Origin of the sequence: Acinetobacter sp. RUH 2624 (genome assembly GCF_000162375.2) — a bacterium.
Taxonomy (GTDB): domain Bacteria; phylum Pseudomonadota; class Gammaproteobacteria; order Pseudomonadales; family Moraxellaceae; genus Acinetobacter; species Acinetobacter nosocomialis.
In genome coordinates this window covers 145,728-159,877 of sequence record NZ_KI391940.1, presented here as the reverse complement: position 1 = coordinate 159,877, position 14,150 = coordinate 145,728, and the positions used below count along the sequence as shown (strand labels likewise).

12 protein-coding genes are annotated in these 14,150 nt (G+C 40.8%); 9 read left to right on the top strand and 3 right to left on the bottom strand.

Annotated features, from left to right (window positions below):
* Positions 1 to 2: 2 nt before the first annotated feature.
* Both HMPREF0014_RS22810 and HMPREF0014_RS22805 read left to right on the top strand, forming a co-directional pair.
* A complete protein-coding gene (locus HMPREF0014_RS22810; RefSeq protein WP_006580438.1) occupies positions 3 to 515 on the top strand; it encodes a gluconokinase in 513 nt (170 codons plus the stop codon).
* Between the two features lie 172 nt (positions 516 to 687).
* Positions 688 to 2,316 (top strand): NADP-dependent glyceraldehyde-3-phosphate dehydrogenase, encoded by a 1,629-nt coding sequence (locus HMPREF0014_RS22805; RefSeq protein WP_002053334.1) that lies wholly within the window; start codon positions 688 to 690, stop codon positions 2,314 to 2,316.
* A 105-nt stretch (positions 2,317 to 2,421) separates the two neighbouring features.
* Here HMPREF0014_RS22805 and HMPREF0014_RS22800 read toward each other — a convergent pair whose 3' ends face one another.
* Positions 2,422 to 3,687: a glutamate-5-semialdehyde dehydrogenase gene (locus tag HMPREF0014_RS22800; RefSeq protein WP_006580437.1), complete on the bottom strand. Its 1,266-nt coding sequence runs from the start codon at positions 3,685 to 3,687 to the stop codon at positions 2,422 to 2,424.
* Positions 3,688 to 3,986: 299 nt separating this feature from the next.
* Between HMPREF0014_RS22800 and HMPREF0014_RS22795 the strand changes: the two genes are divergently transcribed.
* Positions 3,987 to 5,300 carry an alpha/beta hydrolase gene (locus tag HMPREF0014_RS22795; RefSeq protein WP_006580436.1) on the top strand — a complete coding sequence of 438 codons (1,314 nt, stop codon included), beginning with the start codon at positions 3,987 to 3,989 and terminating at the stop codon, positions 5,298 to 5,300.
* Positions 5,301 to 5,351: 51 nt separating this feature from the next.
* Here HMPREF0014_RS22795 and HMPREF0014_RS22790 read toward each other — a convergent pair whose 3' ends face one another.
* Together HMPREF0014_RS22790 and nagZ are read right to left on the bottom strand one after the other, a co-directional pair.
* On the bottom strand, positions 5,352 to 6,194 hold the full coding sequence (locus HMPREF0014_RS22790; RefSeq protein ID WP_006580435.1) for a class I SAM-dependent methyltransferase: 843 nt from the start codon (positions 6,192 to 6,194) through the stop codon (positions 5,352 to 5,354).
* Positions 6,195 to 6,519: 325 nt separating this feature from the next.
* Positions 6,520 to 7,539 (bottom strand): beta-N-acetylhexosaminidase, encoded by a 1,020-nt coding sequence (nagZ, locus tag HMPREF0014_RS22785; protein ID WP_006580434.1) that lies wholly within the window; start codon positions 7,537 to 7,539, stop codon positions 6,520 to 6,522.
* 192 nt (positions 7,540 to 7,731) lie between these two features.
* Between nagZ and HMPREF0014_RS22780 the strand changes: the two genes are divergently transcribed.
* From HMPREF0014_RS22780 to rlmN, 6 genes are all read left to right on the top strand, one after another.
* The gene (locus tag HMPREF0014_RS22780) at positions 7,732 to 9,915 is read left to right on the top strand and encodes a carboxy terminal-processing peptidase (protein ID WP_006580433.1); all 2,184 of its coding nucleotides are present in this window, start codon (positions 7,732 to 7,734) and stop codon (positions 9,913 to 9,915) included.
* 137 nt (positions 9,916 to 10,052) lie between these two features.
* Complete coding sequence (locus HMPREF0014_RS22775) at positions 10,053 to 11,351, top strand: glycosyltransferase family 1 protein (protein WP_006580432.1); 1,299 nt, start codon at positions 10,053 to 10,055, stop codon at positions 11,349 to 11,351.
* A gap of 24 nt (positions 11,352 to 11,375) precedes the next feature.
* Positions 11,376 to 11,927 (top strand): phosphatase PAP2 family protein, encoded by a 552-nt coding sequence (locus HMPREF0014_RS22770; RefSeq protein ID WP_004710660.1) that lies wholly within the window; start codon positions 11,376 to 11,378, stop codon positions 11,925 to 11,927.
* A gap of 99 nt (positions 11,928 to 12,026) precedes the next feature.
* Positions 12,027 to 12,227: a Fe-S cluster assembly protein IscX gene (gene iscX / locus HMPREF0014_RS22765; protein ID WP_000524329.1), complete on the top strand. Its 201-nt coding sequence runs from the start codon at positions 12,027 to 12,029 to the stop codon at positions 12,225 to 12,227.
* 113 nt (positions 12,228 to 12,340) lie between these two features.
* The gene (gene ndk / locus HMPREF0014_RS22760; RefSeq protein WP_000963851.1) at positions 12,341 to 12,772 is read left to right on the top strand and encodes a nucleoside-diphosphate kinase; all 432 of its coding nucleotides are present in this window, start codon (positions 12,341 to 12,343) and stop codon (positions 12,770 to 12,772) included.
* A gap of 122 nt (positions 12,773 to 12,894) precedes the next feature.
* Positions 12,895 to 14,127, top strand: coding sequence for a 23S rRNA (adenine(2503)-C(2))-methyltransferase RlmN (gene rlmN / locus HMPREF0014_RS22755; protein ID WP_002053401.1), 1,233 nt, complete (start codon positions 12,895 to 12,897; stop codon positions 14,125 to 14,127).
* Positions 14,128 to 14,150: the final 23 nt, after the last annotated feature.

Here is a 14,150-nt window from a genome sequence, read left to right as displayed (position 1 = left end):
CCATGATTGTGATAGCTATGGGTGTCTGTGGAACAGGGAAAACCCTCATTGGTGAGTTGTTATCAGAGCGTTTGGCTTGTGAGTTTCTTGATGGCGATACGCTTCATTCCGCTGCAAATAAAAGCAAGATGAGCCAAGGTATTCCTTTAACTGATGAAGATCGCTTGCCATGGTTGCAAGCCATTCGTCAGGCAATTGAAACAAAACAAAGAGATGGTGAAACAGCTGTGTTTACATGCTCATCTTTAAAGCGGATGTATCGCGATATTTTAAGAGGGCAGGACCAGAATGTTAAGTTTGTATATCTAAAAGGTTCTTTTGAACTATTACAGCAAAGACTTGCAGAAAGATCTGGTCATTTTTTTGATCCGGCATTGTTACAAACTCAACTAGATACATTAGAAGAACCTGATGTGAATGAGGCAATAGCAATTGATATTGCTCTCACACCAGAACAGATCATTGAACAAGTCATCCAGAAGCTAGGGGTGACTGATAGTGTGTGTCGGGGGTAAATTCATCTAGAAAATATCGAAACTATCACAGCCTTAAGATATTCACCTTGCATCTACGGTTCAAGCAAGGTGAGTACTGATAATAATAGTAGTATTGACCCGAATAAGACCTGATTACAGCGAAAGCTCGGTAGATATAAAAAGATATACAAAGAATAAGGTATTAAGAAGAATGAATCAGTTAAATAATTTACAGCATAAATTTCCAGTAGTGGACAGTATTCCTGAAAGTGTACGTCTGCCATCTCAAATTCATCAACGTGTCTCACTGGTGGACGGTGAGTTGAAGCTATGGGCTGGTCCAACCAAGAAAACATTATCTCCGATCTGGATTCAGCAGTCTGACGGTAGCCTACAGCAAGTTGAACTTGGTAGTTATCCAGTCATGGGCGAAAAAGAAAGTGATGAAGCTCTGGAAGCGGCAGTACGGGCTTACAACAATGGTCGCGGCGAATGGCCAATGATGAAAGTTGGTGAGCGCATCGCTTGTATGCAGAATTTCATTCAGCGCATGGTAGAGCAACGAGATCTGATTATTAAGCTGATCATGTGGGAAATTGGCAAGAGCTTGGCTGACTCAGAGAAAGAGTTTGATCGTACTATTACCTATATGCGTCAAACCATTGATGCTTTAAAAGATCTGGATAATGCTAACTCTCGCTTTGTAATTGCTGAAGGTACTATTGGTCAAATTCGTCGTACTCCATTAGGTGTTGTGTTGTGTATGGGACCATACAACTACCCACTGAATGAAACCTTCGCAACCCTCATCCCAGCTATGCTAATGGGTAATACCATTATTTTTAAACCACCTCAATTTGGAACTTTACTATTTGAACCATTGCTAGAGGCATTCCGAGATTCATTTCCAAAAGGCGTAATCAATACTATCTATGCACCAGGTTCTCTGGTAGTGCCTCACTTATTAGCGTCAGGGCAAATTAATGTATTGGCACTGATTGGTTCTAGTAAAGTGGCTGATCATTTGAAAAAGCAACATCCAAAATCCCATCGTCTGCGTGCGATTTTGGGGTTGGATGCGAAGAATGCAGCTATCATTTTGCCGGATGCTGACTTAGACCTGACAGTGAAAGAATGTCTACTGGGTGCATTGTCATTCAATGGTCAGCGTTGTACTGCTTTGAAAATGCTGATGGTACACCGCTCAATAGCCGATGAATTTGTTAATCGTTTAACGACTGAGCTGGCTAAACTGAAAGTAGGTATGCCGTGGGAAAAAGGTGTCTCTATTACGCCGCTACCGGGTATGCACCGTACCGCCTACATGACTGAAGTGATTGAAGATGCTGTGGCAAAAGGGGCTAAAGTGGTTAATCCGGAAGGTGGTGAATTCTGCAAAACCATGTTCTATCCAGCTGTCGTTTATCCAGTGACTGAGGGGATGAGACTATATCGCGAAGAACAGTTTGGGCCAGTGGTACCAGTTGCTGTTTATGATGATATTGAAACAGTATTGGACTATGTCACTACTTCTGATCATGGTCAGCAGGTGAGTATCTTTGGTAGTGACCCAGCGCAAATTGGTCATTTGGTCGATACACTGGTACATCAAGTTTGTCGTGTAAATATCAACTGTCAATGTCAGCGTGGTCCTGATGTATTCCCATTTGGTGGTCGTAAAGATTCTGCAGAAGGTACACTGTCTGTGCATGATGCGCTTCGTGCATTCTCGATCCGCTCTATGATTGCGGCTAAACAGACTGATGACAGTAAAGGTATGCTGGCTTCTATGGTGTCTGAGCACTATTCGAAATTTGTGAATACTGACTTCATTTTCTAATTAATATACGATTAAAAAAACCAGCCTACGGGCTGGCTTTTTTATGGGAAATAACAAAATAAAAACGCCTGATATGGATCAGGCATTTTTATTTAAATAAGGGATTTATTGACGAATTTGACCGTCACCTAACACAATCCATTTTTGAGAAGTTAAACCTTCTAAGCCAACAGGGCCGCGTGCATGGATTTTATCAGTTGAGATACCAATCTCAGCACCTAAACCATATTCAAAGCCATCAGCAAAACGAGTTGAGGCATTAACTACGACAGAGCTTGAATCTACGCGAGCCAAGAACTGACGAGCTAAAGTATAGTTTTCAGTCACAATTGCATCGGTATGATGCGAACCATATTTATTGATATGGTCAATTGCTTCATTAATCCCGCTAACCACTTTAACTGCAAGAATTGGTCCTAAATATTCGGTATACCAGTCTTCTTCTGTTGCAGGTTTGACAGTCGTACCCAAAATACGACGTGTTTCTGGACAGCCACGTAACTCAACTTGTTTTTCAGCATAAAGTTCAGCAATGCGTGGTAAGAAAACATCTGCAATTTTTTCATCAACAAGCAGTGTTTCCATCGCATTACAAACACCGTAACGATGAGTTTTGGCATTTAAAGTAATCGGTAATGCTTTTTGCAAGTCTGCTTGTGCTTCTACAAACACGTGGCAGTTACCATCAAGATGCTTAATCACAGGAATACGGGCTTCGTTGGTCACACGCTCAATTAAGCTTTTACCACCGCGTGGAACAATGACATCTACATACTCAGCCATGGTAATGAGGTGACCAACTGCCGCACGGTCAGAAGTTTCAATCACTTGTACTGAATGCTCAGGTAAACCAGCAACTTTTAAACCATGTTTAACTGCTTCTGCGATTGCTTTGTTTGACTCAAGTGCTTCTGAACCACCACGTAAAATAATGGCATTGCCCGATTTAATCGCTAACGAGGCAGCTTCAAGTGTTACGTTTGGGCGTGATTCATAAATCATACCTACTACACCCAAAGGCACACGCATTTTCCCAATTTGAATGCCTGTGGGGCGATATGCAAGATCCGTAATTTCCCCAATTGGATCGACGAGAGCGATCACATCTTTTAAACCTTGCAACATCCCCTTAAAACGTGCGGGCGTAAGTTCAAGACGATCAAGTAAGGCACTGTCAAGTTGGTTACTACGGCCTTTTTCCATGTCGAGTTGATTCGCCGCCAAAATCGCTGCCTGATTATTTTCTAAAGCAGTGTAAATAGCAGAGAGTGCATGATTTTTAAGCGAAGTCGAAGCACTTGTTAAAACACGTGAAGCCTCACGTGCTTGTTGCCCGACTTTTTGCATATATTGTTCAATTGAATCTTGCATAGCAGTTTTTAATCATTTACCAATGACTACGATAGTAGCAGTCAAATGCGGAACAATGAATGGCTTTTTTTGAAAAATGTGACCGCTATAAAAAAACATTTAAATATTTTGCAAACTATTCGCGGCTTAAACAAGATGAGCGGTCATTTCAGCGATTGCGTATATTTCAGACAATTGTTTAGAATGGACTTGTGCAATACAAACTAATACAAATTTTAAAGATTTGTGCATAAAAGATTACATGTTCAAGAAGGAACTCTTGCAGCATAAAAAAATTACAGCAAGGAGGAAGCAAGGATATGAATTCCATTATTCAAATGGATTCGGAGATAAACCAAGCTTATGCCGGTTTTGGGTTTTTCGATATCTACCATAGAGATAGTTTTAAACAGCCAGCTCGTACCACATGGATTGACGGTTGGAAAATTGAATACATGGCGATCGCAGACCCAAAAACCATTCACAAAACACCGATTGTGATTGTTGGTGGTGCTTTTCAAAATTTTAACTCTTATAAATATTGTGTTGAGCAACTGTTTGAAAGTGGCCCGGTCATTTTAATCGACTTGCCATCTATGGGCGCAAATCAACAAATTACCAATCGAGATACCGGAATTTCTGCTGGAACATTAGAACTACCTGATTTGTCCGAAATGTTAGGTCGTTGGTTAGATATTGTGGGAATTCAAAAAGTTTCTGTAATGGGAATGTCGTTGGGTTCAGTTGTTGCTTCTTGTTTTGCTTATCACCGTCCAGATTTAATGGACCGTATGATTTTAATGGGTGTCATGCAAAAGACCCGTAAAAGTTGGCGGATGATTTTGGAAGAATCACTCAAACTCATGCAAGAAAATCGTATGGAAGAGTTTGGACAAGCGGTGATTCTATATTTGGTGAATCATGCCAAATTAGATAAAACACGTATGTCACCGACAGCTAAAAAATTATTTTTTAGGCAAATGGCTGAGTTTACGGGGACCGAGCGTGAACGTTATGACATTAACTGTAATCGACTTTTACGCTTAACAGATGTACCGATTCCACAGTGTAAAACACTGGTCGCAGCAGGGCAGTACGATAGTTTTACTTTACCTCATGAAAATGCCAATTTTGCTTTGCAATGTCCGGATATGGAATTTGCTCTAATTGCTAACGCAGATCATGTGCCACAGCTTCAGCGCCGTAAAGAAACTATGAGTTTGTTCACTTCATTTTTGAAGGGTGAATCTATCCAAAATCTGGATGGCATTATTCCAATGACGCGTGAGCAAATGCAAAACATGGAACGCCGAGGTGAAGAGCGTATACCAGTTCTCCAGCCTAAAACGAAACTGAGCCACCGTGAATGTCAAACAGAGGTGCCAGTGACGATTGTTGATGTGACTTTCTTTGGAATGTATTTGAAGTTAGATGATGTGAAACAGCTCGACTTTGTAAATGAACATCCACGGGATCTCGCACTATATTTAGAAGATGAAGAGGGTGCTTTTTCGATTGAATGTTTAATCTTTGATGCTACTGAACAAGGAATCCGTGCTTTATTTAAACATGGCAGTTTCGAACTTGCTGACCGTTTAAGTCGTTTTATTGCCCGCCAAAAGCAAGCAGCATAAAGTTTAATTTTTTATAAAAAAGAAGTCCCAAAAATATTGAGACTTCTTTTTTTATTTCAATTGAGCATGAATAGTCCAGACTAAGTCACCTAAATGCTCTTCATCGTTCTCTTTAGAAACTTGTCCGAAGAATATATGCGGTTGTTCAACGTTAACTTGACTAAAGCCTGCATCTTTAAAAAAGTCTTTCACTTCTAGTGGAGTCTTAAAATGAAAACTAAATGAGCTTCGAGACATAAGTTTAAGTAATTTACTACTGTTCCAGATAATACTTGCGAGTTTGTTCTTAACGGGTTCAGGATACAGGTCGGTTAAATAATGAAGCTTTTTAAAGGAAGCACCATAGTGGGCAATGGATTGGATCAGTTGCTTTAATAAGTCTTTATCAAAATAGTTAATTAAACCTTCACTGATTACAACTAGTGGGCGGCTAGGGTCAAACACTTCAAACGCTTGTGCGAAAGCCTCGGTAAATAAATCGACCGATAAAATTTCAGGTGCATTTTTTTCAATTTGTTGTAGTGCATTTTGTTTTGTTTGAGCCATATCGGGCAAATCAAGCTCCCGATAGGTAATAGAAGGATAATGCTGCCTAAACCACCAACCACGTGGTGATAAACCACAAGCAATTTCAAGCACCTGTAAATCAGGATTTTCTTGAATTAACTTCTCTAAATCATGATCAAGCATGGTATGGCGCTGTTTAAGTGTCGTGCGCATACTGCCACCGACATATTTCTCTGCCCAAGATTCTAATGGGTGAACTAAATATGCCAAAGATTTGCCTTTGTTGGTGGCAAGTGCTTCGTGTGAGATCCCCATTTGATACCAGATATAGCCTGTATAGTGGGCTGTAAAAGAAATGTGGCGGTGTTTTGAAAGGTGTTGTGTCATTCGTCCTGAACTCGATTTATTGTTTTTGTGTGATCTTCATTATTAATAACAATGAAGAGGTTCTAATGCATTGATGGTGAATGAACCTGCATGACGGAGTCCTGTCAATTAGGTTGGCATTCTGGGATGAACTTTCAGTTGGAGTTACTTTTCTTTCGGGAAAAGTAACCAAAACCATTGTCATACGCAAAACCTGTTCACTTTCTGCATCTATCAAATATATTGAAGCAATCAATATCCTTCAGCAGATGAGCAGGTTGCGTATGACTTAACCGCGTATCAGATAGTGAATAGGTTTTTGTAGCCAATTAAAATTTTTACTAACTTAAATCGAATTCTTAAACTCTTCAATGGCAGTTTTGACAGTTTGCCACTCATTTCCAAGCGATAAAGTTTCACCAACTTGGATTTGTGGAATTCGACCACGCATACGTTCTAAACGTTCTTGATTTGGTAACGCTAAGTTTGCAATACCATCGAGTGCTGTACATGCTGCACTACGGTCATTACACACTAGCCCCATATCACAACCAGCTGCCAGAGATGCTTGAATACGCGCATCTGCACCTCCAGCGACACAAGCAGCTTGCATGCTTAAGTCATCAGAGAAAAGTACACCATTAAACTTCAAACGATTACGAAGGACTTCTTGAATCCAGAAAGGTGAGAAACCTGCCGGATTTGGGTCAACCTTGTCGTAAATTACATGTGCAGGCATGAGCGCATCGAGCTCAGGCATAAGCTTAATGAAGCTTTGCATATCATGGTTGTAAATTTCGTCATAGCTACGGCTGTCAATTGCGGCTGCGACATGTGAATCGGCTTTGACCGAACCGTGACCCGGGAAGTGCTTACCAGTATTTGCCATGCCAGCTTTTTTCATGCCGCGCATAAATGCACCAGCAAGCGGAGCAATATCCTCAATATTTTTAGAGAATCCACGGTCACCAATCACATCACTAATCGCATTAAGATCTAAAACTGGTGCAAAACTAAAATCGATCCCCACAGCTAAGACTTCAGTTGCCATTAACCAGCCACACTGTTCAGCCAGTTCTAGAGCCTTTTGTGGTTGAGTGATATAGAGTTCCCCAAAGCGGCCCATGGCTGGCAATAGTGTAAAGCCAGATTTTAAACGTTGAACCCGGCCGCCTTCTTGGTCGACGGCAATTAAAATATCTGGGCGAACTTGACGCATATGGTCGGTTAAAGCACGGACTTGTTGTGGTGATTCAATATTTCGTGCAAATAAAATCATGCCACCGACTTGCGGAGCTTGTAATAGTTCAATATCTTCTTTAGTAAGTTCTGTGCCGGCAATGTCCAGCATCAACGCGCCAATCATATTGGTTCCATTTGAATTTTGATTGAAAAACAATAAGCGAATTTTGCAATGATTTGCTACATTTTGTCAGTACAGAATATGATAAAACTACACGGTATAAACAATTTAGTTGGTTAAGATGTTGAATCTGCTTAGTTCATATCGAAAACAGAGCGTGTAAGATACGAACACCCAAGGAAGTATTAAGAATTTATGAAACTTCAAACTATAGCTTGTGCAGTAGCAATCGCGACTGGCGGTTTATTCTTCTCTCATACGATGAACGAAGCAAGAGCAGCAACCAATACAGCTGCTGTTTCTCAATCGATCCAGCCAACGCAAGAGCAGGCCTTGGTGGCTCGTCAACTGGCAACTTTAGTTGATCGCCAACATTATTTAAATATGCGTTTGGATGCGAATACATCTAACCGTATTCTCGATATGTATTTAGATAGTCTTGATCCAGACCATTCATTATTTTTAGACGCTGAAGTTCAAAATTATAAAAAGCTCTATGGTTCAAATTTTGGTGCTTCATTAAAAGCGGGGAATTTAACTGGACCGTTTGCTATTCACCAGCAATATCGTGAACGCTTAAAACAATTTTATGAGTTCATGCTTGCTGAGTTAAAGAAACCACAAAATTTAAAACAGCCAAATACTTTTATTGAAGTAGATCGCGAAAAAGCACCGTATTTTAAAACATCGGCTGAGCAGCAAAATCACTGGCGTAAAATGTTAGTTTCGCAGTTAATTAATTTAACGATTAGCCGTGAAGAAGAGCAGGCGAAACAAAAGGCATTAAAAGAAAATCCATCACTTGCTGATGGTCAAGACTTAACAGGCCCAGAAGATTTAACACCGGCTCAGACTTTGACCAAGCGTTATACACGTCAGCTTGAAAGAATTAGCCGTGTGAAAAGCGACGATGTTTTAGATAAAACATTAAATGCAATGTTGGCGACTTATGATCCACATAGTAACTATTATCCGCCAATTGATGCGATAGAACTGAACCGCCAAACGACCTTACAACTTGAAGGTATTGGGGTATCGATTCGTCCAGAGCGTGGCAATGAAGATTACACCAAGATTGAAACCATTGTAGAAGGTGGCCCGGCAAGTAAGTCTGGTCAAGTGAAATCAGGAGACCGAATCGTTGGTGTCGCTCAAGAGGGCGGTAAAATGATTGATGTGGTCGGCTGGTCGAGTTCAGAAATTGTTGGGTTGATCCGTGGTAAGCGTGGCACAAAAGTAACGCTGAAACTTCTTGGTGCTGGTGCGTCAATGAGTCAGGCACGCAATGTGACTTTGGTACGTGATGTCATTCAAGAAGAAGATGCGGGCGTCCGTTCACGTACAGTTGAAGTAATACGTGATGGTAAAAAACATCTATTAGGTGTCATTGAAATTCCATCTTTCTATTTCGACTATCGTTCACGTCGTGCTGGTCAGCAATATCGTTCAGTTTCTGAAGACACTGCAAATGCGTTTGAGGCATTAAAAGCTAAGAAAGTCGAAGGTATTATTATTGACTTGCGTAATGACCCAGGTGGTTCATTAGAAGAAGTTGCACGTATGCTTGGACAGGTAATTAAGTCAGGTCCGGTTGTGCAAATTCGTGACGGCAATGGCAATGTAAGTGTATTTGAAGACAACGATGGTGGTCAGCAAATCTATACAGGTCCACTCGCTGTATTGGTGAACTTGGCATCGGCATCTGCAAGTGAGATTTACTCTGCTGCAATTCAAGATTATGAGCGTGGCATTATCATTGGTAGTACAACCACAGGTAAAGGTACAGCTCAGGTCCAACTTGATACTTTGGCATATGGTCAAGCAACCTTAACTCAGCGTAAATTCTACCGTGTTACCGGTGGTAGTACGCAAAACAAAGGTGTAGTGCCAGACATTAAGCTTGTTGATATTTATAACGAAGAGTTTGGTGAGCGTAAATCGAAAAATGCCTTAAAGTGGGATACGATTCCAACTGCACCATTTAAACGTGAAGGTTCTGTTCAGCCATATGTGGCGAAGTTGTCTCAACTTTCAGAGCAACGTGTAGCAGTCGATCCGCAGTTTAAATATTTAAATAAACGTACGGCAATCGCAAAGGTGACTAGCGATCAGAAACAAGTTGTTCTTGATATTGATAAGCGCCGCGCAGAGCTTCTGAGTTTAGAAAAGCAAACTTTAGATGCTGAAAATGAACGCCGTGTAGCGACAGGTCAAAAACCTTTTGCTAACTGGGAAAGCTATCAGGCTTCCTTAGATGCATTGGCTGAATCTCGTGCCAAAATGAAAGCCAACCAACGTCCTGCATTACCAGAAGAAGAAACATTTGTGAATGAAGCAGCAAATGTACTTATGGATTATGCAAAATTGCAGAACCGTTAAGTTCTTTGTCTGTTTATAAAAAAGCACGCTGTTCTCAGCGTGCTTTTTTAATTTTTCATGTCAGTAAACTGTCATGCATTTATCATCAAAGTGTCAAGAAAGCTGCTTAATCTTTAAGCATGAAAATAAATACATTGATGGATGGCGCTATGCAAGGCTCATACGCGACAGCACTATTAAAACAACAGCAACTCCCTGAAAGCTTCCACTTCTATTTTAAACAAAAACAGCAGTTGTCTAATACTCAGGAATTGCACCAACTCCACGGGTTGGTTCGTCCTCGTTTAAAAATTGCGATTGTGACAGAGACATGGCCACCAGAAATTAATGGTGTAGCGCTTTCCTTATTACAGTTATGTCAAGGTTTGCAAAAACAAGGTCATAAAATTCTACTGGTTCGCCCAGAACAAAAAGCCAAGTGTCATGATTTTCTACCAGAGCAAGAATGTCTCGTCATGTCACAGGCTATTCCTAAATATCCAACTCTGCAATTTGGTTGGCCCCAATATTTAAAAGTTTCAAAAGCTTTTGAAAAATTTGCGCCAGATGTTGTGCACATCGTGACAGAAGGGCCTTTGGGCTTAACTGCCATGCAAGCTGCAAAAGCAAAAGATATTCCGGTCTCTAGTGGCTTTCATTCACCATTTCAAGATTTTAGCCGATTCTTTGATTTGGCTTTTTTAGTTAAGCCAATTCAAAAATATCTTTGCTGGTTTCATAACAATACTCAAGTGACTTGTGTGCCAAGTAAAGATACCGAAGAAGCTTTACGTGGTTTTGGTATTACCTGTCCACTGGTTGTGGTGGGACGAGGGGTCGATACCACACGCTTTTCACCAAAACATCGTTCAGAAAGCTTACGCCAGCAATGGGGTGCCGATGCCGATACTCGTGTCATGCTGTATGTAGGGCGTTTATCACCAGAAAAAGAAGTTCAATTGATTGTTGAAAGCTATGCAGCTATGCAAAATATGCAGCAACATAAAACTAAACTTGTGGTGGTAGGAGATGGCCCAGATCTTGCTCGATTAAAAGTATTACCTGAAGCGAGAAATGTCATTTTTACGGGTAGTTTGCGTGGACAAGATTTAGCAATAGCATATGCAAGTGCTGATGTCTTTGTATTTGCGAGTCAGGTTGAAACGTTTGGTAACGTAGTTTTAGAGGCAATGGCAAGCGGTTTGCCTGTTATCGCGTATGATTATGCATGTGCACATCAATATTTAGTCCATAACGTAAGTGGCTGGTTAAGTCCACTTGGACAGAAAAACCATTTTATACAACAAATTTATCAACTCCCTTCAGTACAACAACTTAGAGAAATGGGCATACAAGCCTGTCGTAAAGTACAGCAAAGCGGTTGGCAACTTCCGGTACAGCAATTAGAACAGGCATTTTATCAGGTAGTGAAGGAATCCTCGGTGGACTTCACCTAAGTATCCTAAAATAGGAGAACAACCATGAAATTAAAGAATGCAAAAATAAAAATACTCGATCTAGATTTACGAGGCTGTTTATACCTCAATCATTTTTCCCATTCACAGCGTGTAGCTTTATTTTTCAAAATTATTAGCCGTGCGGGCGATGGGCCATTTTGGTACCTCATGCTGGCAATTGTATGGGGAATGCATGGCATTACCTATAGTTTGCAAATTATCTATTTGCTACTTGGCGGTTCAGTCGGAACAGCAATTTATAAATTCTTAAAACATAAAACTACGCGTCCACGCCCTTACCAAGTACATCAGGTGATTGTGCTTGGGGAGAGACCACTTGATCACTTTAGTTTTCCATCAGGCCATACGCTACATGCAGTGATGGTGACAATTGTGTTAGGTTATATCCAGCCTGTGTTGCTAGCTGCCATGTTGCCATTCATGGTGCTTGTGGCATTGTCTCGTATGGTGCTTGGACTTCACTACCCAAGTGATGTGATTGTAGGCGCACTTATTGGTGCGGCAGTAGCAAGTCTGATTATTTTTGTCGCGCCATTATTGGGCATTGCTTTATAACGAACAGTAATTTTTATCAGCTTAAGCTATCGATTACGTTTGTGGATTTGCTAAAGTACACAGTTCGTGATTTAGCAGATTAAACAGATAGGAGCCGCTATGGGCTTACGTTGGACAGATACGATTGATATTGCCATTGAATTGTCAGAAGCACATCCAGAAGTTGATCCGCAATGGATTCGTTTTACTGATTTACATGCATGGGTATGTGCGTTACCAGACTTTAGTGATGACCCAAATAAATCAACCGAAGGATTGCTAGAAGCCATCCAAATGGCTTGGTTAGATGAAGTTCGCTAAAAACAGTAGAAAAAATCGCAACTTTTACACATTCAAAGCTGATTATTGCCTATGACATCGGTATAATGCGGCAAATTTTTTAAAGTTTAAATCTTAAAATAAAGGAGCCACTCATGGCAATTGAACGTACTTTGTCTATCGTAAAGCCAGATGCTGTGTCTAAAAACCACATCGGTGAAATTTTTGCTCGTTTCGAAAAAGCGGGTTTAAAAATTGTTGCGACTAAAATGAAACACCTTTCTCAAGCTGATGCTGAAGGTTTCTATGCAGAGCACAAAGAACGCGGTTTCTTTGGTGACTTAGTTGCATTCATGACTTCTGGTCCAGTTGTAGTATCTGTTCTTGAAGGTGAAAACGCAGTTCTTGCTCACCGTGAAATTTTAGGTGCTACAAACCCTAAAGAAGCGGCTCCTGGTACTATCCGTGCTGATTTCGCTGTAAGCATCGACGAAAATGCTGCTCACGGTTCTGACTCAGTTGCTTCTGCAGAGCGTGAAATTGCTTACTTCTTTGCTGACAACGAGATCTGCCCACGCACTCGTTAATCGAAAGCATTCAAACCAGATAAGTGGTATACTACTTATCTGGTTTTTTTATTCTCTTAAGAGCATATTGTTTGATTCTTGAACAATATATTCTTTTTTTGACATGGTTTAGGTAAATACACATGAGTTCTGCAGTGGTCGTTTCATCTGAAAATCTTGATGGACAGCAGCAATCTTCGTCCACGCCAGCATCGCCTGCTGCCGAAAAAGTGAATTTACTCGGCATGTCACGCGCTCAATTAGAAAAATTCTTTGAAGATATTGGTGAGAAAAAGTTTCGTGCCGGGCAGGTTATGAAATGGATTCATCAATATTTTGTCACTGATTTTGCTGAAATGACCAATATTTCAGGCAAATTGCGCGCAAAGCTTGAACAAATTTGTGAAATTAAAGCCCCTGAAGTTGTTCACCGTCATTATTCAAAAGACGGAACACGTAAATGGGTGTTTCGCGTAGGTGAAGGTTCTGGCTCTTTAGTAGAAACTGTATTAATTCCTGCCGAAGATAAAACTGGTTCACGCAAAACCTTATGTATTTCTTCACAAGTGGGCTGCGCATTAGACTGCTCATTTTGTTCAACAGGTAAGCAAGGCTTTCAGCGCGATTTAACGCCAGATGAAATTATTGGGCAACTTTGGATGGCAAACTATTCTTATATGGAAGAAGTGCCTGTTGCCGAGCGCGAGCGTTCAGTAACTAATGTGGTGATGATGGGTATGGGTGAGCCATTACTCAACTATGATGCTGTATTAAGCTCAATGCACATTATGCTTGATGACTTTGCTTATGGCATGTCAAAACGTCGCGTGACTTTGTCAACGTCTGGTGTTGTACCGAAAATTGACCAACTTGCACAAGATATTGATGTTGCATTAGCAATTTCTTTACATGCACCAAACGATGAACTACGTAATGAACTTGTGCCTATTAATAAAAAATATCCATTGGCTCAGTTGATTGCAGCGTGTCAGCGTTATATTGCCAAAGATGGTAATGAAAGTGCGCGTAAACATGTGACTATTGAATATGTGATGTTAGAAGGCGTAAATGATCAGCCTGAACATGCACAGCAGTTACTTAAGTTGCTTAAAAACTTACCAAGTAAAATTAATTTAATTCCATTTAATCCATTCCCTCATGCGCCGTATGGTCGCTCAAGTCGAAATCGTATTATCTCGTTCCAAAAAACTTTGTCTGATGCCGGATTTGTGTGTACGATTCGTCAAACACGTGGTGATGATATTGACGCTGCATGTGGACAGTTAGTGGGTCAAGTTGCTGACCGTACGCGCCGTGCTGAGCAGTGGCAAAAGAAAGTAGCGCAGCGACAAGAGATTTTACGTACACAAGGATAAAGTTGAGGGCAGACTTTGAGTAC